The following is a 20,957-nucleotide window of genomic DNA, read 5'->3' on the forward strand; positions in this document are numbered from 1 at the left end:
CCCTTGTCCCCGCGCCGCCGATCACCGGCCGGCGCGGGGAGGCGTGCCCGAGCGGCCTAAGGGAACGGTCTTGAAAACCGTCGTGGCAGCGATGTCACCGTGGGTTCAAATCCCACCGCCTCCGCGCGATGAGCAGTGAGAACGGCCCGTGACCTGGATGTCCGGTCGGGGGCCGTTCTCGTGCCCGGCTACCGTCACTGCCCGGTGTTCCCCGTGGTTTGCCGCTCGATCGGGCACGGCTGGGGCACGCCTGAGTTGATGAGTTCGCGGTCGGCGCCGTTCAGCTGGCGCCATCGTCGTCTAGTGCTTGCTGGGCGGACTTGCCGAACTTTTGGATGTCTTTCTCAAACCGGGACATGGCGTCCCAAGTTCGCTGCCGGGCAGAGGTGATCTCATCTCTCACCTCCGGTTCTTCGGACAGATCTACTTGCAAGAGCGTGAAGACGAGCGAGCATCCGTTGATCACGTCCCTGCCGACCTCCAGAACCGAAACAGCGGGATCGAGCACAGAGCTAGGGCCCAGAAGCGAGACTTCAAGCCATGCGTCTCTTAGGGCCCGACCATGCGCCTCTGCTTCCTCGCAGAAGTCTTGATTGGGTCTGCGGAGTATGACGAACCCCTCAGTCACCGCCCATGAACTGACTATGGGGGCGACGTGTTCGTGCAAGGTGTCGGCTACTCGTATGAAGGCCCTGTACGCGGTTTCACGCGATTGCCGACGTTCCAGTTGGTGAGCAGACCTGGCGGCGATCTTCGCCTGCTGCCGTGAGGCCCATCCCGTGCTGGCGCCGGCTAGGGCCGTTCCGACCGCTCCTGCAACTGCTCCAAGTACTGCTGCTAAGCCTGCATCCATGAAGAGAAGTCTCTTCGACTGCGAGACCAGCGAAGCCTCAGTGAACCAGTCCAGCGCCACTGCCCGGGGTCTGGAGCACCAGTTTGGAAGATCGCGTACGTGCCCTGGGCCTCACCAGGTCAGACGTGACCTGCGCGTTCGCAGTTCATTCACCGGTGTTCCCCGCGAGTGTCCGTGGCGTGCTCGGCGGACGGGCACGCCACGGGCACGGTGTTCACGCCGATCAGATCCAGCGCTGTAAGAGGTCAGTGGCCTTGATCAGCACGTCGATCGGCACGGCCACAGCCGCGAGCGCGGAAAGGAATCGCGCGCCCCTACTTGGCACCTGATGTGTCAGTGCTGTACTGTCCAGGACAACCACAAAGCTATTGCGTACGCCATAGGCGTTGAGTGGTTGGCGGTCAGCAGGCTTATGCATGCACCGTCTCCCTTCGTTGGGTGATCGTTGAGTGACCCGTTGGCTCTGGCCTGGTAAGCGTGCCGAACGGGTCACTTAGTCATGTGCGCACACCTGTACGCACAGTGGTGAGACTGTAGCAGCTAGGGCGGGTCAAGTGCCCCGGCACTCTTGGAACTTGTGGTCCCGCCCTCCCCTCCGCCCGTGGCGCGGAGCCTTCCGGCTCTTGGCCGTGACTTGCCAACTTCCGCACCCACCACTCACCCCAGCTCCCATCCCGTCCGCCGTCGACCCACACACCGTGGAGCGGGCGTGGTTCAGGGCGTCCAGGTGGAGCGCGCCACTGTACGAACGACCTGGACGCCCTGGGCCGCGTCTGCTCGGCTTTGCCTGGGTCGACGGTGGTCGGGATGGGAGCCCCCCCCGGACACGCCCCTACGGGCCTGCAGGCGGCCACGGTGCCCCCTCCATCCCGGTGCCGGCCGATCCCCCGCCGGAGGCATCATCTGTGACCGTAGGGCGCGTTGTGCGGTACTCGCCTCATGGCCGCCGGCCCAACCCACCAGTGGGCGCGCGTCGGCGCAGCGCGGGCGGAGCGGGCCGAAGGCAGGAGCGGCGCCCGGAGCGGAGCCGGGAAGCGCGCCCGGCGGAGCGGAGCGCAGCCGGGGCTTGATGAGGTAGAGAAACCTGTAACAGCTCTCGTTGTGCTGGTCAGGTCGAAGATGTCGCGGCGGTCGTGAGTCGGTTCGTGTACCCGGCTTGGCACAGGCGCTCGTACGCCTCGGCCACGTCGCCGGGTACTGGCTGGCGGATCATAAATCCCTGATCCGGGTAGATCATCAGCCGTTGCAGGGCGCCGACCAGCATGTCGATCACCAAGCGGGCGTCGCCGATAGAGTCGACGTACTCGGCGAAGGTCATGGGCGTAGAAGCGCTGACGACTTCGACCTCGGGCCAGAGTTTGCGTGCCGTGGCGTACGCGCGCCGCTCCTCGTACGGCTTGCTGATCAGCAGCACCGAGGAGACCTCTACCCCATTCCCCTCCAAAACCTTCCGGGAGAAGCGGATGTTCTCCCCGGTGTTCCGGGCGTGCGGCTCCACGAGGATGGCCTCGCTGGGAACCCCCAGCTCCAATGCCCGCTCGCGGTAGTGGACGGCTTCGCCGCGGGGCATGCGCTCCCGCGTCGTCGGGCTGGTGGCTCCGGTGAACACGAGCAGAGGGGCCATGCCGCGCTTGTACAGGTCCACGGCGGTGTCAGCCACTCCCAGGTCGTGACTGCCGAGTCCGATGGCCACCGAGCACGGCCGGGGTGCATGGCCCATCTGGTGGTAGTCCCATACGCGCCGGGCGTCGGCCCAATCCTGCGTCGAGATCACTGCTGTCCTTCTCCGTCCCTCGCTGAGTCGGGCACCTTGAAGTCGTACTCCCACGCGAAGCGTGATGCCGCGTGTACCCCGATGGCGAACTCCACGACGGTGCCGTCCGCCGTGTAGGTCGTCCGGTGCAGCTCGACCACCGGTTCGCCTGGCGGCAACTGGAGCTGCTTCACCTCGTCCGGTGTGGCGGCGCGAGCGAACAACTGCTCCTTCATGTGGTCGATCTCGTACCCCGCGTCGTACAGCACGCGGAATCCGCCGCCTCGGCCGGCGGGGCCCGGGGTGGGGTCGACCAGTCGCGTCCCTTCCACATGCTCGGGCCGGTAGTAGCTGGTCAGCGTGTGCGTCGGTTGGTCGCCTTCTTTGACCAGGCGGGCGCGTGCGTAGACCTCCGCGCCTTCCGGTAGCCCGTGTGCGGCTGCGACCTCCGGCGGTGCCACGACGCGGCTCACCGTCTGGGTCTGCTCGTTCCGGCGGTAGGTGCGGCCCGATGCCACGCGGTCCGCGATGAACGCGACCTCGTCGCCGTCTCGCCACTTGGCCTTGTCGTAGCGGGCAATGCCCAAGCGCTTGAGGGGGACCTGCTGGCGCACGACAGTGCCGTGGCCGCGTGAAGAGGTGACCAGACCCTCGGCTTCCAGAGCCTTGTAGGCGGCGTGCACGGTTGCCTTGGAGCCTTCACCGGCGTCGACGAGTTCTCGGATGTGAGGCAAACGCTGGCCAGGGGCGTAGTCACCCCTTCTGATCTGCTCGGCCAGCTTGTCCGCCAGCTCCCGCCACTTGGACGCCATCTCGAACCCCTCTCACCGAGGTCTAGTGAAACATAGTCCTAGGACTGTTGACAGTCCTAGGACTGCGGTGCACTATCTCTCTCAGTGGCTCGCAGTCCTAGGACAGCGAGCGTCATGCAGTCCGGTTTGGGCTGCCTCGTCTTCAACGCTGGGAGAACTGATGCCGTCCTTCAAGATCGACACTTCGACCGCTGTGGTGTTCGTGGCGACCGCGCCGGTGCCGAAGCTGGCGAACGCCAAGACCGGGGAGCGGGCGATGGACCGGGAGACCGGGGCTCCGCTGTCGACGGTGGGCCTTCTGGTCTCGGACGAGGGGGAGGGGAACCTCTACCAGGTGACCATCCCGGAAACGGGCCTGCCGGAAGGGCTCCAGCCGGGCATGCCGGTGCGGGTCGTCGGGCTCAAGGCGCGGGACTGGGAGAACGAGTTCAACGGCCAGAAGCGGCACGGGATCTCCTTCCGTGCGGTCGCGATCACCCCGGCGGCCTGACCATGAGCGACTGGACGTTGTGGCTGGAGGCCACGGGGGCGTTAGCGGGGGCCGGCGGTGTCGGCTACGCCAAGGCTCGGGCTCCGCGCGTGTACTGGTCGACGGTGGGTCTGCCGCTGACGTGGGGCCGGTTCGCCTGGTCCTACCGGTCCACGATGGACGTGTGCGGGCTGACGGTGCAGCCGACGGGGCTGCGGGCGTTCATGACCCGCAACCTGGCCCGGCGTGAGGTCCGGCCCGTCGCGCCGAAGGTCCGCCGTATCCGGCCGACCTCGACGGGTCTGCGGGTGACGTTGCGGCTTCCGGCCGGTCTGGAGCCGGTCGACGTGGCGGTGTCCTCGGAGCGGCTGCGGCACGCCTTCGGGGTGCAGTCGGTGAACGTGGCGGAGACCAAGCCCGGATACGTGGAACTGCGGATGACGGGCTATGACGTGCTGCGGCGGGTGCGTCTGCCGCGTAAGGCCCGGCCGCGTGACCTGGTGGTGCCGGTGGCGCTGCGGGAGGACGGCACGGTCTTCGAGCGGGATTACCGCAAGATGCCGCACGGCCTGATCCTGGGGGCGAACTCGTCGGGGAAGTCGATGTACCAGCGCAACTTGGTGATGGGCCTGGCGAAGCTCCCGGTCGGCCTGGTCGGGATCGACTGCAAGCGCGGTGTCGAGCACAGCCGGTACCTGCCGCGCCTGTCGGCGCTGGCCACCGATCCGGACATGGCAGGCCGCCTGATAGACGCGCTGGTGCTGGAGATGAGCGAACGGTTCGATCTCCTCGCCCTGCACGGGGTCTCCGACCTGTGGGACCTGCCCGAGAAACTGCGGCCGGTGCCGCTGGTCGTCCTCGTCGACGAGGTGGCGGAGCTGTTCTTCGTCACCTCCAAGAAGGAGGAAGCGGCGCGGGACAGGACGGTCATGCAGCTCGTGCGGCTGGGGCAAATGGCCCGCGCGGTCGGGATCTACCTGGAGGTGTGCGGGCAGCGCTTCGGCTCCGACCTCGGCCGCGGTGCGACCGCGCTACGGGCTCAGCTCACCGGCCGTGTGGTGCACCGCGTCAACGACAAGCAGACCGCCGAGATGGGCCTGGGTGACATCGCGCCTGAGGCGGTGGTGTCCGCGACCTCGATCCGGGTGGACCGTCCCGGTGTCGCGGTGGCCGGTGACACCTCCGGTGGCTGGTCGCGCATCCGCACCCCGGAGACCACGCCGGCGCAAGCGGCGGCCGTCTGCCGGGAGTACGCCCACCTGACCCCGGACCTGCCGTTCCTGGCCTCGTTCCGCCCACCCGTGGCGGTCCCGCCGATGCCCACCACACCGCCGTCCGTCCCGCAGTCCTGACCACTGAGGGGAGGTGAGGACGTGTTCCGCTCGATCCGCATCGATGCCGTGCTCATCCAAGCCGTGATCGCCGGTGCTCTGTCCTTCGCCCACCTGCACGACCTCGCCGAAGCGGCGGGACAGTCCGGATGGAAGGCGTGGGCCTACCCGGTCTCCGTCGACCTGCTGTTGGTGGCGGCCTGGCGTCGACTGCGCGGCGCTCGCCGGGACCGCTCGGCCTGGACGTGGTTCGTCATCGCCCTGGTCGCCTCCCTCGGCGCGAACGTCGCGACCGCCGGACTCCTCGACCTCGACCACGTTCCGCCCTGGCTGCGCATCCTCGTCGCCGGCTGGCCCGCGCTGGCCTTCCTCGGCGGAACCCTCCTCGTCCACCAGCCCACCGAACCCACACCGATACCGGCACCCGCACCCGCGGCTGCCGCCGATCCCGCGCCGGTCATCGACCGCCCCGACGTCGCGGACGAGGAACCGGAGATCATCCCGGCCGAACCGGTCCCGGCTCTGCCGGAAGCCCCGGCCCCGGCCTCGGTGCCGGTGGTGCCCCCCGCTCTGGTCGACCACGCACGCAAGGTCGCCACCGAGCACCGCACCCGCACCGGGAGCGACATCGACACCGCCACCCTGCGCGCTCGCCTCGGCATCCCGGAAGACCTCGCCGACGCGATCGTCGCCCAACTCGCCTGAAAGGAGGTGACCAGGTGCGCCCCAACCGTTTCTACGACGTGATCCGCATCGGCCCCGTGCGGGTCGGCACGTTCAACAACGGCCGTGGCCAGACCCGTCACACCGCCGCCTGCACCGCCCCCGAGTGCGGCTTCTCCACCGAACACCGCGACCGCTCAGCGGCCGAACTCGCCGCCCGCACCCACCGCTGCACCTGAGAGGAGGACACCGCCATGCAGCTCCCTGAGGACCAGCTCCGCTCCGGACACATCCCCGCTGACATCTACCGGCGGCTCCCGCCCGGCACCGATGTGCGACGTGTCGTGATCGTGCAGGAAGCACCCCGCTCCTACACCGGGCCGATCGTGCTGACGCTCGTCGTCGTCACCGGGTCGATCGCGGTGCTGCTGGTCATCGCCTTCGTCGCCCAGGTCGTGGCCGGTGCCGCCGTCGCGGTCCTGTCGGCCACCAGCGGACTCACCTACTCGATCAACCGCGCGGCCAAGCGCCGCGCTGTCAGCAAGTAACGCCCTCCGGGGCGGCCTCGGTCGCCAAACTTCCGCCGCCCCGGACGGCTCCACCCATCCAGATCCAACGGACCCGAAAGGGAAGCCTCATCATGCCCCAGCCCGCCCAGAACACGCGTGTCTGCCGCGACTGCGACGGCTTCGCCACCGCCGCGATCACCACTGGAGTCCCCCGCCCGGACGGCTCTCGCGCCACTCTCCGCGTCACCTGTCCGACCTGCAAGGGCACTGGCACCGCCCGCCGTGTGCGCCCGTTGGGGGCGGTGATCAAGTGACCGACACCGCCACGATGGCGGGCCTGGACCCGGCCACCCTCGCCGACGTGCTGAGGCTGGCCGGGTCTCCCGGCTTCGACCGCATCCAAGACCAGATCCGCCGTACCGGCGGCTGCACCGACCCGATCCGCCTGACCGGCTCGACCGTCACCCGCGACGCGGCCACGGGACAGGTGCTGCACTCGTACTCCACCGACACCGAGCCCGGTGGGGTCCTGCGCGTCGCCTGCGGCAACCGCCGCGCCTCCCGCTGCCCGTCCTGCGCCTGGACCTACGCGGGCGACACCTACCACCTGATCCGCGCCGGCCTCGTCGGCGACCCCGCCAAGGGCACCCCCGAGACGATCCGCGACCACCCTCGGGTGTTCGCCACGCTCACCGCGCCGTCGTTCGGCCCGGTCCACAACCGGCCCGGCAACCGGCCCTGCCGCTGCGGCACCCACCACGCCGAAGACTCCCCCGAGCTGGGCACACCGCTCGACCCGGACGCTTACGACTACGCGGGCGCGGTGCTGTGGAACAACCACGCCTCCGAGCTGTGGCGCTACTTCACGATCTACCTGCGCCGGGAGATCGCCAAGCGGGCCGGACTCACGCAGAAGGCCGCCCGCGAGCAGTCGCGGGTGTCGTTCGGGAAGGTCGCCGAATACCAAAAGCGCGGGGCCGTGCACTTCCATGCCGTGATCCGCTTCGACGGCCCGGCCGGCCCCGACGACCCGCCCCCGGCGTGGGCCACCCTCGACCTGCTCACCGACGCCATCCATGCCGCTGCCGCCCGCGTGGAAGTCGACGTACCCCCGGCCGGGGACCAACCGGCCCGGACCCTGCGATGGGGTACCCAGCTCGACGTACGCCCGATCCGCGCCTTCGGCGACGGCGAGGACATCACCGAGCAGGCGGTCGCCTCCTACGTCGCCAAGTACGCGACCAAAGCAGCCGAGACCACCGGCACCGTGGACCGCCGCATCGGCAACAAGGAAGCCCTGGTCCTCCTTGACGTCCCCGAGCACCCGGCCCGGCTCATCGCCGCCTGCCTCGACCTCCACCCGCTCTACCCGGACCGCAAGCTCCGCGACTGGGCCCACATGCTCGGCTTCCGCGGCCACTTCTCCACCAAGTCCCGCCGCTACTCCACCACCCTCGGCGAACTCCGCCAGGCCCGCACCGACTACCGCGCCGCCCAGCAACGCGCCGCCCTCGGCCTGCCCGACCCCGACGACGAGGAAGCAACCACGCTCACCCTCGCCCACTGGGCCTACGCCGGCCACGGCCACACCCCCGGCGAATCCTGGCTCGCCGCCAACATCCGCCGGGACCTGCAAGCAAGCCGCGAACTCGCACGCGAAGCGCTCACAGACCTGCGCTCGGAAGGGGAGGACTGGTGACCACGGACCGACTGCTCACCGTGCAGGAAGTCGCCGAACGCCTCGGCACGGGCGTGCGGTTTCCTCGACGGCTCATCGAGGAACGGCGGATCACCTTCGTGAAGGTCGGTCGACACGTGCGCATCCCTGAGAGTGCGGTGGACGCGTTCGTAGCTGCCCACACCGTGCAGCCGGTCAACCTGCGCCCGGTGGCTCTGCGGGGTGCTGCCTGATGGCGTCGAAGCGTAGATCCCGCCGACCGTTCGGCCGTGTCCGTAAGCTCCCGTCCGGCCGCTTCCAGGCTCGCTATCCGGGACCGGACGGCGTGTTGCGGCCTGCGGACCGGACGTTCGCCACGTCGACGGACGCCGACCGGTGGCTCATGCGGAAGCGCATCGAGATCGAAGAGGGCCGCTGGCTCGACCCCGCCGAAGGGCGGACGACCGTGCGGGACTGGTCCGCTCGCTGGCTGGCCGCTGTGGCTCCGCAGTTGAAGCACAAGACACAAGCAACGTACCGGTCACTGATCAACTCACGGATCAATCCGGCGCTCGGTGACCAGGAGTTGTCGAGCCTGCGGCCGATCACGATCACTGAGTGGGTGGCCGCGATGCGCACCGAGGGCCTGAGTGCCTCGCGCATCCGCCAGGCGTACCGGGTGCTGTCGCAGATCATGGCGTCCGCCGTGGACAACGACTTGATCTCGCAGACTCCGTGCCGTGGCGTCCGGCTTCCGCGTATGCCGCAGACCGAACCGCACATCGTCACGCCGCAGGAGGCTTCGGGCATCGTACGCGCCGCCGAGAAGCCGCACGACTTGCTGATCGCGCTGCTCGCCTTCGCCGGTCTGCGGGTGGGAGAGGCGTTCGCGCTTCGGCGCTCGGACGTGGACGTCGCCGGCGGCTTCCTCCTGGTCGACGAGAACCTGGCCGAAGCGAACGGCGCCCTCGTCTTCGACTCCCCGAAGTCTCATCAGAAGCGGCTCTTGCGGCTGGCACCCTCTCTGGCGAAGCGCCTCGGGGCCTTCCTCGAGGAGCTGCCCGGCGGGGAAGACGCGCTGTTGTTCACCACGCCCGCGGGCAAGCCGCTGCGCTACAACCAGTGGCGCAAGGCGTACTTCGACCCTGCCGTCTCGGCGGCCGGCCTGACCGACGTGACTCCGCACGACCTCCGGGCCTCCCACGGCACGTGGGTCGCCGACCGGTACGGCGTCATGACCGCCGCGCACCGCCTCGGCCACTCGAACGCGAGCGTCACCACCCGGCACTACGCCCGCCCGGTCGCCGGCCGCGACGACCAGGTGGCCGAAGCCTCCGACGCGTGGTTCAGCGGGCACGACGACGCCCATGGGGCACGTAGGGGGCACGATGACGACGGCGACGGTGCTGCAGGCGTCCCTGCAAGCATCTGACCTGCGGCGCAGCGGTCAACGGCCGTGATCGCCGAAAGGTCTTGAAAACCGTCGTGGCAGCGATGTCACCGTGGGTTCAAATCCCACCGCCTCCGCGCGATGAGCAGTGAGAGCGGCCCCTGATCCGAATTCCAGGTCAGGGGCCGCTCTCATGCATCGGTGCCGATGAGAACGGCGCACCTGAGTACCTGAACTCATGTGCGACGCCCGGTACGGCACCACACTGAGCGCATGAGCTCAGGAGATACGCCCCCGGTGGACGAGCCTTCCACCGGCCCGCAGATCGGCGTCAGCGTGGTGCTGCTTCTTGTCGACCTCATGCTCATCGCCGGGTCGGTGTACTGCGTCGGAACAGCGGGATGGGCCGACAGCTACGACAGCGACAGCGCCGCAGCGTCGGGTGCGCCGGAGGTGGCGGCGCAGGCGATGTGGCTGCTGGGCGGCAGCGCGGTCCTGACGGGCGGCGGCCTCCTCGCCCTGGGATGGCGCATCCCGGCATCGTGCAACTGGTTGTCCTCGGCGTAGGGGCGGCGCTGGTCTCCGCCATGGGGGCCGGCTGACAGCACCAGCGGGCGGCCTGCGTTGCCGGTCGTCGGCAGGTCGGATCTGGCCGCTCATGCGGGACGTCCGGGGTGTCCAACAGGTTCGCCTCGTGGCGCGCCCCCCGTCGCGACCCGGTCGGCGTTCCGTCCCTCCGCCCCTCGTTGGCCCACGGCCACTCCCCCTTCCGCCCCCGTGGAGCCTAGACGCCGCCCGCCGGCGGAAGCGGGCCCAAGTACCCCGTCAGGCGCCTGCGGAGGAGCTCGTACTCGGGGTGGCGGCGGGGCAGCGGGCCCGGAGGGCGTGTCACCGTGCGGGGTGGGGAGAGGGTCTCGCCCGCGCGGAACTGGTCCCGTGTCAGGTCGAGTTCGATGCCGTTGGGGAGACGGTTCCACCAGTGGTGGCCGTGCGGGGAGCCGTCCCGGCGTACGTCCGCGACCAGGAGGTCGCCGCCGAACAGGTCGTTGACGACCAGGGTCGTGATGTCGCAGTGGCCCACGGACGGGTTGTCAGGGCGCCAGTCGGGCAGGTCGTCGGGTGAGCAGGTGTCGGCGGCCCAGCAGGAGCGGAACGCCCTGTCGAGGTCGGGCAGGGACCACGGCGGCCGGATGGCGGTGGCGTCGCCGTTCATGACGCCGCCCGCAGCAGGCGGAGCTGGCCGATCTCCGTCGCGTTCTTCATCAGCTCCGCGTTGACCCAGGCCAGCATGTGCGCCGTCGTGCGGGACGGGTCGTCCGGCCAGGGGAAGGGCGCCGGGGCGTCGAGGCCGGCGTCCGTGAGGGTGTCGAGGTGGGCGAGCCACTCCGCGCGCAGGGAGCGGAGCCAGACGATCGTGGGTTCACCCGCGCCGGGCCACACGATCTCGGTGCGCTCACGCGGGCGCTCCCCGCGCGCGTGGTCCAGCGTCACGCTCCACCACCAGCCGATGTGCCAGCTCACCCAGGCGACGGTGGGCACCGGTACGGGGTCGGGCTCGGTGTCCGCCCAGTCGGGGACCCAGACGCCCTCGGGCGACCTGCGGACCGTCCAGCAGAGCGGGGCGGGCTCCCAGAGGAAGTCCTCCGGCTCCAGGCGCTCCAGGTGGTACTCGAACAGGGACCAGGTCAGGTCGAACTGCCAGCGGAGCAGGCCGGCCCGGGCGGTGGAAGGGGCGGGTACGGTCACAGTTCCTCGTCGGTGGCGAGCTGCTCCCAGTCCATGTCCAGCAAGGCCGTCTCCGCGTCACACCCCGAGGGGATGCGCGGCGTCGGCTGGAACCAGACCACGGTGAGGCGGGAACGGTACAGGGCACGGTCATGTCCGGGGTCGAGCGCCTCGGAGCGGAAGCTGCCGACGCAGGTCACGGCGGGCAGCACCTCCACCGGGCCGAAGCCGCCCGCGAACTGGTCGGGGTACTCGCGCGGCGGCGGGATCAGATGCACCGGGACGCCCGGGTGGACGTGTTCGGCGGACCGGAGCAGCCCGGCGATCGCGAGGTCGTTCAGCAGCTTGCACGGGTATCCCTCGAGCACGTCTCCGTACGTCGCCGCCAGGCGCAGCTCGGTCAGGTCCACGGAGCGGCCCGAGGCGAGGAGGACGCGGGAGAGTGCCATGGTCGGCACTTTAAGGCGCTGGTGCATGCGGGTCTTTCGAATTTCGGGCGCGTGCGCGGGAGGGCGTGGGGGGAGGAGGAACGGCAGGCCTCAGTGGCCGGTCCTGCGCGCGGCCGACGCGATCGTCGCGCGCGCCTCGCGTTCTGACAGGCCCGTGGCGCGGGCCGCGTCGACCAGGGGCTCCACCAGTTCGGGGCCGATGCCGTCCTCGTAGGCGCGGCAGGCCGCCCAGAACAGACGGGTGTTGCGCAGGCCCTCGTGCGCCGCGAGGACGAACTGGACGAGGCCCTGCCCGTGGTCACCCGCCGACGGGGGCGTCGGGTGGTGGGCGCGGGGCGGCGGCAGGAGCAGGCGCAGCAGGGCGGGAGGACAGGGCGCGGGCGCCAGGCCGGCGGTGCCGGGCGCGGCCCGGTACGTGCCGTGTTCCGTACGGGAGCCGGGGCCGACGAGGTAGCCGCCGGCGCCGCGGATGTCGATGCCGGGGGCGAGGCGGCCGGCGGAGTTGGGGACGACGACGTCGGGCGGGCCGCTGAGCCAGAGGTGGCGGCCGCCGCTCGGGGTGAGGACGACCACCGTGGGCGGGACGGTGAAGCCGTGCCGGGAGGCGAGGGCGCGCAGGGCGGTGCCGGGGTCGGTGCCGTTCTTCGTGTCGAGGTCCACGCCGACGAGGTGGTGCGGGGGCAGGCCGCAGGCGATGCCGTAACCGGTCGCGCGGGGAGCGGCGGCGAACAGGGCACGGATGCGCGCCGGGTCGGTGGTGGCGTCGTACACGCCGTGGCCGAAGCGGCCGCACTCGCCGTGGCAGGGCGGGTGGGACGGGTCGTCGCGGTGCGGGGAGCGCAGGGCCGGAAGCTTGGTGCGGGACAGCGGGATGACGGCCAGTCCGCGTTCGGCGGCTGACAGGGCGTGTGCGAGGGCCAGCGTCGTGGCCTGCCGGTCGGTGGTGGCCATACCCCTATGTTCGTACACATGTTCGAAGAAGGGAAGGGGGCAAGGGGTGGCACCCAAGGGGTGCGGGATCCGGCCGGGCCGGCGCCGAAACGCTTCCTCCCTTGGGGCGCCGGGGTCGTCGCCACTTCGGGTCGAACAGACCTCGAATCAGGGTCGACTCGGGGTTTATCAGCGGCTTCTCACGCTTGCGTGCGAATCACGGCTTCCGAGGTGGTTCCGCGGCGTCCGGTGGGCAATCCTGATCTTGCGACGTCGTGCACAGCACCAGGGCGGGGGGCCAACTTCCCTGGTGGAAGCCGTAATTCACAGCCGCAGTTCACAGCCGCAGTTCACGCATGGACGGCCTTGACCCGGTGCGTCCTTGGTTCTGGAGGGAACACAACATGGCAAGCATCCGTACCGCCCGTGTCGTCGCCGCCGCCGCCGCGCTCCCGCTCGCGGCCGCACTGTTCGCGGGGGTCGCGACGGCGGACAACGGCGTCGGCGCCCTCGGTACCGGAGTCGGCGGGGACAACTTCGGGAACTCCGCCACCACACAGCAGCAGGCCGTAGGGGCCGGCGCCGAGAACGAGAGCAATACCGCCCAGGTCAACGGCTCCGCGTTCACCAGCGTCAACCAGGGCGAGGACAACGTGGCCATCAGCTTCGCCCCCTTCTGGTGGCCGGCGCTCTGACCGCGTAGACAGGGGGGAGAGCCAGGGGGAGAAGGGGGTGCGGGACAGGGGGGAGGACGTCGGTCGCGGCGGCGCTTCGGCGCCGCCGCGCCGGGCGGCCGGTCCTCAAGGCGGCGCGCCGTGCGTCAGGGGGGACCCGCAGGACCCCTCATCCGCTCGTCCACCTCTGGGAGGTGGGGCGGGCCCCACCCCTACAACCTGAGGGGGATCCGGCTTCGGGACCTGCGGGCGATCCGCCGGGCGGGCCCTGCTCCTAGCGTGGACGACATGACCACACCCGTCTGCACCAGCGCTTCGAACGCCGCCGCCCCGGCGACGCAGACCCTCCCGTACGCGTCGTTCTCGTCGTACATGAGGGCCCGCCAGCCGGTGCTCCTGCGGACCGCCCGGTCGCTGACCGGAAACCCCAGCGACGCGGAGGACCTGCTGCAGACCGCCCTCGCCAAGACGTACGTCGCCTGGGAGCGGATAGAGGACCACCGGGCGCTGGACGGTTACGTCCGCCGGGCGCTGGTGAACACGCGCACCTCGCAGTGGCGCAAGCGCAAGGTCGACGAGTTCGCCTGCGACGAGCTGCCCGAGCCGGACCCGCTGCCGGCCGGCGACGACCCCGCCGAGCAGCAGGCCCTGCGGGACGCGATGTGGAGGGCGGTCATGCGGCTGCCGGCACGCCAGCGGGCGATGGTCGTGCTGCGGTACTACGAAGACCTCAGTGAGGCCCAGACGGCAGAGGTGCTCGGCGTCTCGGTCGGGACGGTGAAGTCGGCCGTGTCGCGGGCGCTCGGCAAGCTCCGTGAGGACGCTGAGCTGGGACTTGTTCGGAGTTGAGGGGGTATGAGCGGATCCTGAAGGGGGCTGCCGTCCGTCGGAGCGTGATCGATCATCCGCTCCCCTAGTGACATACCGCGCGGTATGTGCGCAGAATCAGCGCACACCGTACCGACGCCAGGCAATGTCGCCCAGGAGGACGCCGTGCTGAGCACCATGCAGGACGTACCGCTGCTGATCTCGAGGATCCTGACCCACGGGTCGTCGATCCACGGCACTTCGCAGGTGATCACCTGGACCGGCGAGGGGGACCCGCAGCGCCGTTCCTACGCGGAGATCGGCTCCCGGGCGGCCCAGCTGGCGCACGCCCTGCGCGAGGATCTCGGCGTCAGCGGCGACGAGCGGGTCGCCACCCTGATGTGGAACAACGCCGAGCACGTCGAGGCGTACTTCGCGATCCCCTCCATGGGCGCCGTGCTCCACACCCTGAACCTGCGCCTGCCGGCCGAGCAGCTCGCGTGGATCGTCAACCACGCCGCCGACCGCGTGGTCATCGTCAACGGCTCGCTGATCCCGCTGATCGCCCCGCTGCTGCCGCACCTCAAGACCGTCGAGCACATCGTCGTCTCCGGACCCGGAGACCGCTCCCCCTTGGCCGACACCCACGTCCAGGTGCACGAGTACGAGGAGCTGATCGCCGGACAGCCCGTCGCCTACGACTGGCCGGAGCTGGACGAGCGGTCCGCCGCCGCCATGTGCTACACCTCCGGCACCACCGGCGACCCCAAGGGCGTGGTGTACAGCCACCGTTCGATCTACCTGCACTCGATGCAGGTCAACATGACCCAGTCGATGGGCCTCACCGACCAGGACACGTCTTTGGTCGTCGTCCCGCAGTTCCACGTGAACGCCTGGGGCCTGCCGCACGCCACGTTCATGACCGGCGTCAACATGCTGATGCCGGACCGCTTCCTGCAGCCCGTCCCGCTCGCCGAGATGATCGAGAGCGAGAAGCCGACGCACGCCGCCGCGGTCCCCACCATCTGGCAGGGCCTGCTCGCCGAGCTCACCGCCCGCCCACGGGACGTCTCCTCCCTCACCCAGGTGACCATCGGCGGCTCCGCATGTCCGCCCTCGCTGATGGAGGCGTTCGACAAGCTGGGGATGCGGGTCTGTCACGCCTGGGGCATGACGGAGACCTCCCCGCTCGGCACGGTCGCCCGCCCGCCGGCCCACGCCGTCGGCACCGACGAGGAGTTCGCCTACCGGCTCACCCAGGGCCGCTTCCCGGCCGGCGTCGAGGCCCGCCTCACCGGCCCCGGCGGCGAGCGCCTCCCCTGGGACGGCGAGTCCGCGGGCGAGCTGGAGGTGCGCGGCCCCTGGATCGCGGGCGCCTACTACAACGGCCCGGACGCCGAACCGCTGCGCCCGGCCGACAAGTTCAGCGAGGACGGCTGGCTCAAGACCGGCGACGTCGGCACCATCAGCGCCGACGGCTTCCTCACCCTGACCGATCGCGCCAAGGACGTCATCAAGTCGGGCGGCGAGTGGATCTCCTCGGTGGAGCTGGAGAACGCGCTGATGGCGCACCCGGACGTCGCCGAGGCCGCCGTGGTCGCCGTCCCCGACGACAGGTGGGGTGAGCGCCCGCTCGCCACGGTCGTCCTCAAGGAAGGCGCCACCGCCGACTTCACCACGCTGCGTGCCTTCCTCCAGGAGGAGCGGAAGATCGCCAAGTGGCAGCTGCCGGAGCGCTGGACGGTGATCGAGGCGGTTCCGAAGACCAGCGTCGGCAAGTTCGACAAGAAGGTGCTGCGCCGGCAGTACGCCGAGGGCACGCTGGACGTCACGCAGCTCTGACCGACGCCCGGTCCCGGACACGCGCCGGGCGGTGAGCGCGACACCCGCGCCCACCGCCCGGCGCGGTGCTGTCCGTGCTCACGATCCGCGCCCGGACCGTCAGTTGGTCCCGATCCGCGACAGCAGGTCGACGATGCGCTCCTGCACCTCAGGGCTGGTGGACCGCTCCGCGAGGAACAGCACCGTCTCGCCCGAGGCCAGCCGCGGCAGGTCCGCCGCGTCGACGGCGGCCGTGTAGACGACGAGCGGGGTGCGGGTGAGCTGCCCGTTCGCGCGCAGCCAGTCGACGATGCCTGCCTGCCCGGCCTGGCGGTGCACCTGCATCAGGTCCATCACGACCAGGTTCGGCCGGAACTGACCCGCCAGCGTCACCGCGTCGGCGTCACCGGCGGCCCGCGCGACCTGCATCCCGCGCCGTTCCAGCGTCCCGGTCAGGGCCAGCGCGATCTCCGCGTGCTCCTCGATCAGCAGGACACGGGGCGGGTGCTGCTCGCTGTCGCGCGGCGCGAGCGCCTTCAGCAGGACGGCCGGGTCGGCGCCGTACGCGGCGTCGCGGGAGGCCTGACCGAGTCCGGCCGTGACCATCACCGGCACCTCCGCCGCGCCCGCCGCCTGCCGCAGCGACTGCAGAGCGGTACGGGTGATCGGCCCGGTCAGCGGGTCGACGAACAGCGCCGCCGGGAAGGCCGCGATCTGTGCGTCGACCTCCTCACGGGAGTGCACGATCACCGGACGGTAGCCGCGGTCGCTCAGCGCCTGCTGCGTCGACACGTCCGGCGCGGGCCACACCAGCAGCCGGCGCGGGTTGTCCAGCGGCTCGGGCGGCAGCTCGTCGTCCATCGGCTGCGGACGCGGCGGGTCCGCCACCTCCACGGCCCCGCCCGGACCGTCCAGCGGCTCGGGACCCTCGGCGGCGTCCGCGTCCGGCGCCCCTATCGCGTACGAGCGTCCGGCGGCCTCGGCGGCCGGCGCGAGCCGGGACTGCCCGGCCGGCGTCGGCGGCGCCGCGGGCTGGGCGAGGGCGGCGGCGGGGGTGCGGTCCTGCTGCGGCGCGTGAGCCTGGCCGGCGGGCGGTACGGGCCCGGCCTGCGGGTGCGGGCGGGCGCCCTGCCCGGCGCCGGGGGCCTGCCCGCCGGAGGTCTGGCCGTTCGCCGCGGCCTGGTCGCTGCGGGTGCCGAGCTTGCGGCGGCGGCCGGAACCGCCCGGCTGGTGCGGGGGCGGCGTGGCCGACGCCGGCGGCTGCTGCACCTGGGCGGCCTGCCGGTTGAACGGCACGCCCTGGCCCAGCGTCCGCACGCTGAACGCACGGCCCTGTGTCGAGTCGGGGTCCACCGGCGCGGCGGCCTCCGCGGGCAGCGGCTGGGCGGCCGGCCGGGCCGGCGCGGGCGCGCCCTCGGGCGGCAACGGGGTGCCACCCGACGGCGTGGGCTGCGGCGCGGTCGGTGCGGGCGCCGCACCGCCGCCGGAGGTGTCACCGGCGGTGGGCCACTGCTGCGGGGCCGGCGTCCCGCCGGGCGGGGTTGCCGCGCCCGGCGCGGGCGGGGCGGGCGCCTCGGCGGGAAGCGGCTGGGCCGGAGGGAGCGGGGCCGCGGCGGCCGGCGGGGGCGCCGGTCCCCACTGCTCGGGAGCCCCGGGAGCCTGCGCGGCGTCGGCGGGCGGGGCGACCGCGCGCCGACGGCGGCCGGTGGGCGCGCTGGTGGGGTGCGGCTGCGGCGGGGTGTGGTCCTCGGACTGGTCCACCGGAACGGCGGCGTGCTGCCCGGCATCGGCGACGGGTCCGCCCCCCGGTGCGGGAGCGGGGGCGGGGTGCGCACCCGCCTGGGGCGCCGGGGCGACGGCCTGGGCTGCCTGAGCGGCGGCGTCGGCCGGCTGCGGGGCCTGCGGGTTCGGATGCGGCGGAACGGGCTGAGGCGCCTGCGCGCCGGGCCCGGCCGGCTGGAGGCCCGGCACGGCGGGCTGGGGTGCGGGCTGCGCGTTCGGGCCGACGGGCTGGAGGTGGGGTCCGGCCGCCTGGGGCGCGGTCGGCTGCGGCGCATGCCGGTTCGGCGGGACCGGCTGCGCGTTCGGGTCGGCGGGGTGGAGGTTCGGCCCGGCCGCCTGGGGCGCGGCCTGCTGGTTCGGCGGAACAGGCTGCGGAGCCCGCGGGTGCGCGCCCACGGGCTGGAGGCCCGGCGCGGCGGGCTGAGGAGGGGGCCCGGCGGGCTGAGGAGCGGGCCCGGCGGCGGGTGCGTTCGGCGGTACCGGCCGCTGCGCGTCGGGCCCGACCGGCTGAGCACCGGGCGCGCCCGCGGCAGCGGCGTTCGGCCCGGCGGCCTGCTGATGCGCAGGTACGGCCTGACCCGCGGCGGGAACCACAGGCTGCGGAGCCGGACCGGCGGCCACCCCGTTCGGCACGGCACCCGGCGCCACGGGCGTGACCCCCTGGGCACCCGGGAGTTCCTGACCCCCCGGCACCTGACCCGGCGCCACGGGGGCCTGCGGAGCCGTCGGCGGCACCTGCGCGGCGACCTGCTGCCCTGCGACCTGCTGCCCCGCGGCCTCGGCCTGCGCCGCCTGCCCCGCCTGCTCGTCCTGGTCCGCCCCGGCCGGCGGCAGCGCGAACACCGTGCGCGGCGCGGCCTCCTGCGCCGCAGCCCGCTCGTTCGCGGCGGCCAGCGCACGCCGGCGCCGTCCGGTCGGCTGCGGCTGCTGATCCGGTCCCGTGCCCTGGGCGGGCACGTGCACGGCGACCGCGCCGTTCGCCTCGCCGGCCGCGGGCAGCGCCGGCGCGAGCGCCTGCTGCTCACCGGCCGCGCGCCGGGCCCGGCGTCCGGACGGCGAGGGCACACCCTGCGGCGGTACGGTCCCGCCAAGGCCCGTGTTGGAGGCCGCGGCGCCCGCCGCGTGCTCGGCCGCGGTGACGACGGCGCCCTCGGACACCCCCGCCCCTGCCGCCGGACCGGCGAGTTCGACCTCGGCGCCCGCCGCGCCCGCCGCGTCCTCGGCAGGACGGCCACGCCGCCGCCCGGTCCCGCCGGACACGGCCCCGTCCTCACCGGACGCCTGGGCCGGAAGCTGCGCCTGCGCCGGCGCGGCCTCGGCCGGAGCCGCCCGCCGCCTGCGCCGCCCGGTGGGCTGAGACGCCTCCGCGGCCGGAGCCGCCGGAGCCTCACCGTCGCCGTCGGGCACCTCGCTCTCCAGGAACGCGTCGACGGACGCGCGCCGCGCCCGGCGCCGCCCTCCGCCCGGGACGGGTTCGGCGGGAGCGGCCGCCTCCTCGGCCTGCGGGGCCGCCTCCCGCGGTACGGATCCCGCCCCGCCGCCGATCGGCACCTCGAGGACGAACGCGCTGCCGCTCATCCCCGGCACCTCGTGCGTCTGGAGCACCCCGCCGTGCGCCCGGACGATCCCCCGCACGATCGGCTCGTGCACCGGGTCGCCGCCGCCGTACGGGCCGCGCACCTCGATGCGGACGACCTCGCCGCGCTGGGCCGCCGCCACGACCACCGTGTTGTCCAGGTAACCGCCCGCCGACAGGGGCGTGTTGCCGGTCGCGTCGACGCCCGCGACGTCCGCGACCAGATGGGCGAGGGCGGTGGCGAGCAGACGCGCGTCCACCTCGGCCTCGATGGGCGGCGCGTGCACCGCGAACTGCACCCGGCCGGGGCCGATCAGCTCCACGGCGCCGTCGACGCCGGCCGCGACGACCGCGTCGAGCATCACCTTCGTACGGGCGATCTCCTCGGTGCCGGAGTCGAGACGCTGGTAACCGAGGACGTTGTCGATGAGGGTGGTGATGCGGGAGTAGCCGGCCGACAGGTGGTGGAGCACCTGGTTCGCCTCGGGCCACAGCTGGCCCGCGTCGTCGGCGGCGAGCGCGGCCAGTTCGCGGCGCAGCTCGTCGAGCGGGCCGCGCAGGGAACGGCCGAGGAGGGTGAGCAGCTGTTCGTGCCGGGCGGCGAGGGCCTCGTAGCGGTCCTTCTCGCGCTCGCCGAGGGCCGCGTACCGCTCCTCGTACGCGGCGAGTTCCTCCGCGTGCTTCTCGCGGAGCTCCTCCACCTCGGTGACGTGGCTCTGGCGCAGGGCGGTCAGCTCGGAGCCGTGCTCCTCGGCGAGCCGCTCCAGCTCCTCGGCGTGCTCCCGCTCGGCGTCCTCCTTCTCCTTGAGCAGCGCGTCGTAGGGGCGGCGGTCCAGGAACGTCATGACCGCGCCGACGAGCTGGTCGCCGTCGCGCACCGGGGCGGTGGTGAGGTCGACCGGCAGCTTGTCGCCGTTCTTGGCGTAGAGGACCTGGCCGCGCACGCGGTGCTTGCGGCCGGAGCGCAGGGTGTCGGCGAGCGGGGACTCGGAGTACGGGAACGGGGAGCCGTCCGCGCGCGAGTGGAGCACGAGGGTGTGCAGCTCGCGTCCGCCGAGTTCGCCGGCCCGGTAGCCGAGGATCTGGGCGGCGGCCGGGTTGACCAGGACGATCCGCCCGTCGGTGTCGGTGCCGACGACGCCCTCGGAGGCGGCCCGCAGGATCATCTCCGTCTGCCGCTGCGACCGGGCGAGTTCGGCCTCGGTGTCCACGGTGCCGGAGAGGTCCCGGACGACGAGCATCAGCAGCTCGTCGCCGGTGTAGCCGTAGCTGTCGTAGGTGTGCTGCGTGTTCTCGAGGTTGGCGCTGGTGACCTCGACGGGGAACTCGGTTCCGTCGGTCCGCCGGGCGGTCATCCGGGTCGGCTTGGTGCGTGCGCGCGGGTCGATGTGGTCGGGCCGCCGCATGGAGCCGGGGATGAGCTTGCTGTCGAACTCCGGCAGCAGGTCCAGCAGGCCGCGCCCCACCAGGGCGGTGCCCGGCGTCTCGAAGGCCTCGAGCGCGATGGTGTTGGCGTTGACGACGGTCCCGTTGGCGTTGACCAGCACCAGGGCGTCGGGAAGCGCGTCCAGTATGGCTGCGAGGCGAGCAGCGCCTCGGGATGGCCTGCTGCTCACGAGACGCTTCCTCCCTGTTACCGCGACGTGCCGACCGCTCGGGCCATCTTGCCAACGGGCCCGCAACGTGTCACGGGAGGGAGTCTAAGGGCTGGGGGTGCGCCGGGGACGCCGGATGGGACGCACATCGCACCCCGAGG

22 protein-coding genes and 1 tRNA gene are annotated in these 20,957 nt (G+C 72.1%); 14 read left to right on the plus strand and 9 right to left on the minus strand.

What is annotated here, in order from left to right:
• Nucleotides 1-37 precede the first annotated feature (37 nt).
• Nucleotides 38-124, plus strand: a tRNA-Ser gene (locus tag ELQ39_RS16420).
• A 156-nt stretch (nt 125-280) separates the two neighbouring features.
• Here the strand turns inward: ELQ39_RS16420 and ELQ39_RS16425 are convergent.
• The 4 genes from ELQ39_RS16425 to ELQ39_RS16440 all read right to left on the minus strand — a co-directional run bounded on the left by ELQ39_RS16425 (nt 281) and on the right by ELQ39_RS16440 (nt 3,418).
• Complete coding sequence (locus ELQ39_RS16425) at nt 281-913, minus strand: hypothetical protein (RefSeq protein ID WP_242592468.1); 633 nt, start codon at nt 911-913, stop codon at nt 281-283.
• Between the two features lie 163 nt (nt 914-1,076).
• Nucleotides 1,077-1,271, minus strand: a complete 195-nt coding sequence (locus ELQ39_RS16430) for a hypothetical protein (RefSeq protein ID WP_242592470.1) — start codon at nt 1,269-1,271, stop codon at nt 1,077-1,079.
• Nucleotides 1,272-1,961: 690 nt separating this feature from the next.
• Nucleotides 1,962-2,627 carry a YdcF family protein gene (locus ELQ39_RS16435; RefSeq protein ID WP_242592472.1) on the minus strand — a complete coding sequence of 222 codons (666 nt, stop codon included), beginning with the start codon at nt 2,625-2,627 and terminating at the stop codon, nt 1,962-1,964.
• Complete coding sequence (locus tag ELQ39_RS16440; RefSeq protein WP_031018266.1) at nt 2,624-3,418, minus strand: GntR family transcriptional regulator; 795 nt, start codon at nt 3,416-3,418, stop codon at nt 2,624-2,626. Before ELQ39_RS16440 ends, ELQ39_RS16435 begins: the two co-directional genes overlap by 4 nt.
• A gap of 160 nt (nt 3,419-3,578) precedes the next feature.
• Here ELQ39_RS16440 and ELQ39_RS16445 point away from each other — a divergent pair, with 160 nt between their 5' ends.
• From ELQ39_RS16445 to ELQ39_RS16490, 10 genes are all read left to right on the plus strand, one after another.
• Entirely contained in the window at nt 3,579-3,908 is a 330-nt protein-coding gene (locus ELQ39_RS16445) for an SCO3933 family regulatory protein (RefSeq protein ID WP_031018264.1), read from the plus strand.
• A gap of 2 nt (nt 3,909-3,910) precedes the next feature.
• Complete coding sequence (locus ELQ39_RS16450) at nt 3,911-5,239, plus strand: FtsK/SpoIIIE domain-containing protein (protein WP_242592474.1); 1,329 nt, start codon at nt 3,911-3,913, stop codon at nt 5,237-5,239.
• Nucleotides 5,240-5,260: 21 nt separating this feature from the next.
• Nucleotides 5,261-5,923 carry a DUF2637 domain-containing protein gene (locus ELQ39_RS16455; RefSeq protein ID WP_242592476.1) on the plus strand — a complete coding sequence of 221 codons (663 nt, stop codon included), beginning with the start codon at nt 5,261-5,263 and terminating at the stop codon, nt 5,921-5,923.
• 14 nt (nt 5,924-5,937) lie between these two features.
• Nucleotides 5,938-6,120 (plus strand): mobile element transfer protein, encoded by a 183-nt coding sequence (locus ELQ39_RS16460; RefSeq protein WP_093764424.1) that lies wholly within the window; start codon nt 5,938-5,940, stop codon nt 6,118-6,120.
• Between the two features lie 15 nt (nt 6,121-6,135).
• On the plus strand, nt 6,136-6,429 hold the full coding sequence (locus ELQ39_RS16465) for a hypothetical protein (protein WP_242592478.1): 294 nt from the start codon (nt 6,136-6,138) through the stop codon (nt 6,427-6,429).
• Nucleotides 6,430-6,521: 92 nt separating this feature from the next.
• The gene (locus ELQ39_RS16470) at nt 6,522-6,704 is read left to right on the plus strand and encodes a hypothetical protein (protein WP_242592480.1); all 183 of its coding nucleotides are present in this window, start codon (nt 6,522-6,524) and stop codon (nt 6,702-6,704) included.
• Nucleotides 6,701-8,089 (plus strand): replication initiator protein RepSA, encoded by a 1,389-nt coding sequence (gene repSA / locus ELQ39_RS16475; protein ID WP_337663012.1) that lies wholly within the window; start codon nt 6,701-6,703, stop codon nt 8,087-8,089. The genes ELQ39_RS16470 and repSA overlap by 4 nt, the downstream gene beginning before the upstream one ends.
• A complete protein-coding gene (locus ELQ39_RS16480) occupies nt 8,083-8,301 on the plus strand; it encodes a helix-turn-helix domain-containing protein (protein WP_242595618.1) in 219 nt (72 codons plus the stop codon). Before repSA ends, ELQ39_RS16480 begins: the two co-directional genes overlap by 7 nt.
• Nucleotides 8,301-9,479 (plus strand): tyrosine-type recombinase/integrase, encoded by a 1,179-nt coding sequence (locus tag ELQ39_RS16485; protein ID WP_242592482.1) that lies wholly within the window; start codon nt 8,301-8,303, stop codon nt 9,477-9,479. The genes ELQ39_RS16480 and ELQ39_RS16485 overlap by 1 nt, the downstream gene beginning before the upstream one ends.
• Before the next feature lie 231 nt (nt 9,480-9,710).
• Nucleotides 9,711-10,004, plus strand: a complete 294-nt coding sequence (locus tag ELQ39_RS16490; protein WP_242592484.1) for a hypothetical protein — start codon at nt 9,711-9,713, stop codon at nt 10,002-10,004.
• 217 nt (nt 10,005-10,221) lie between these two features.
• On the opposite strand, the gene ELQ39_RS16495 is transcribed toward ELQ39_RS16490, so the two are convergent.
• From ELQ39_RS16495 to ELQ39_RS16510, 4 genes are all read right to left on the minus strand, one after another.
• The gene (locus tag ELQ39_RS16495) at nt 10,222-10,650 is read right to left on the minus strand and encodes a YunG family protein (RefSeq protein ID WP_242592486.1); all 429 of its coding nucleotides are present in this window, start codon (nt 10,648-10,650) and stop codon (nt 10,222-10,224) included.
• Nucleotides 10,647-11,183 (minus strand): DinB family protein, encoded by a 537-nt coding sequence (locus tag ELQ39_RS16500; RefSeq protein WP_242592488.1) that lies wholly within the window; start codon nt 11,181-11,183, stop codon nt 10,647-10,649. Before ELQ39_RS16500 ends, ELQ39_RS16495 begins: the two co-directional genes overlap by 4 nt.
• Nucleotides 11,180-11,611: a hypothetical protein gene (locus tag ELQ39_RS16505; protein WP_242592489.1), complete on the minus strand. Its 432-nt coding sequence runs from the start codon at nt 11,609-11,611 to the stop codon at nt 11,180-11,182. Before ELQ39_RS16505 ends, ELQ39_RS16500 begins: the two co-directional genes overlap by 4 nt.
• A 90-nt stretch (nt 11,612-11,701) precedes the next feature.
• Nucleotides 11,702-12,562, minus strand: a complete 861-nt coding sequence (locus ELQ39_RS16510; RefSeq protein WP_242592490.1) for a bifunctional DNA primase/polymerase — start codon at nt 12,560-12,562, stop codon at nt 11,702-11,704.
• A gap of 383 nt (nt 12,563-12,945) precedes the next feature.
• On the opposite strand from ELQ39_RS16510, the gene ELQ39_RS16515 reads away from it, so the two are divergent.
• The 3 genes from ELQ39_RS16515 (at nt 12,946) to ELQ39_RS16525 (ending at nt 15,864) form a co-directional block, all read left to right on the plus strand.
• Nucleotides 12,946-13,236, plus strand: a complete 291-nt coding sequence (locus ELQ39_RS16515; protein WP_242592491.1) for a hypothetical protein — start codon at nt 12,946-12,948, stop codon at nt 13,234-13,236.
• A 267-nt stretch (nt 13,237-13,503) separates the two neighbouring features.
• A complete protein-coding gene (locus ELQ39_RS16520) occupies nt 13,504-14,064 on the plus strand; it encodes a SigE family RNA polymerase sigma factor (RefSeq protein ID WP_190004473.1) in 561 nt (186 codons plus the stop codon).
• 84 nt (nt 14,065-14,148) lie between these two features.
• The gene (locus ELQ39_RS16525) at nt 14,149-15,864 is read left to right on the plus strand and encodes a long-chain fatty acid--CoA ligase (RefSeq protein WP_242592492.1); all 1,716 of its coding nucleotides are present in this window, start codon (nt 14,149-14,151) and stop codon (nt 15,862-15,864) included.
• A 99-nt stretch (nt 15,865-15,963) separates the two neighbouring features.
• Here ELQ39_RS16525 and ELQ39_RS16530 read toward each other — a convergent pair whose 3' ends face one another.
• A complete protein-coding gene (locus tag ELQ39_RS16530) occupies nt 15,964-20,817 on the minus strand; it encodes a response regulator (RefSeq protein WP_242592493.1) in 4,854 nt (1,617 codons plus the stop codon).
• Nucleotides 20,818-20,957: the final 140 nt, after the last annotated feature.

It is taken from the genome of Streptomyces sp. GB4-14 (genome assembly GCF_022696125.1).
Lineage (GTDB): Bacteria > Actinomycetota > Actinomycetes > Streptomycetales > Streptomycetaceae > Streptomyces > Streptomyces werraensis.

Coding starts and splice junctions, on each gene's coding strand:
- ELQ39_RS16505 (WP_242592489.1), bottom strand. CDS start 11,611: ATGGCACTCTCCCGCGTCCTCCTCGCCTCGGGCCGCTCCGTGGACCTG.
- ELQ39_RS16440 (WP_031018266.1), bottom strand. CDS start 3,418: ATGGCGTCCAAGTGGCGGGAGCTGGCGGACAAGCTGGCCGAGCAGATC.
- ELQ39_RS16510 (WP_242592490.1), bottom strand. CDS start 12,562: ATGGCCACCACCGACCGGCAGGCCACGACGCTGGCCCTCGCACACGCC.
- ELQ39_RS16445 (WP_031018264.1), top strand. CDS start 3,579: ATGCCGTCCTTCAAGATCGACACTTCGACCGCTGTGGTGTTCGTGGCG.
- ELQ39_RS16520 (WP_190004473.1), top strand. CDS start 13,504: ATGACCACACCCGTCTGCACCAGCGCTTCGAACGCCGCCGCCCCGGCG.
- ELQ39_RS16485 (WP_242592482.1), top strand. CDS start 8,301: ATGGCGTCGAAGCGTAGATCCCGCCGACCGTTCGGCCGTGTCCGTAAG.
- ELQ39_RS16525 (WP_242592492.1), top strand. CDS start 14,149: ATGTGCGCAGAATCAGCGCACACCGTACCGACGCCAGGCAATGTCGCC.
- ELQ39_RS16490 (WP_242592484.1), top strand. CDS start 9,711: ATGAGCTCAGGAGATACGCCCCCGGTGGACGAGCCTTCCACCGGCCCG.
- ELQ39_RS16465 (WP_242592478.1), top strand. CDS start 6,136: ATGCAGCTCCCTGAGGACCAGCTCCGCTCCGGACACATCCCCGCTGAC.
- ELQ39_RS16430 (WP_242592470.1), bottom strand. CDS start 1,271: ATGCATAAGCCTGCTGACCGCCAACCACTCAACGCCTATGGCGTACGC.
- ELQ39_RS16515 (WP_242592491.1), top strand. CDS start 12,946: ATGGCAAGCATCCGTACCGCCCGTGTCGTCGCCGCCGCCGCCGCGCTC.
- ELQ39_RS16470 (WP_242592480.1), top strand. CDS start 6,522: ATGCCCCAGCCCGCCCAGAACACGCGTGTCTGCCGCGACTGCGACGGC.
- ELQ39_RS16495 (WP_242592486.1), bottom strand. CDS start 10,650: ATGAACGGCGACGCCACCGCCATCCGGCCGCCGTGGTCCCTGCCCGAC.
- ELQ39_RS16450 (WP_242592474.1), top strand. CDS start 3,911: ATGAGCGACTGGACGTTGTGGCTGGAGGCCACGGGGGCGTTAGCGGGG.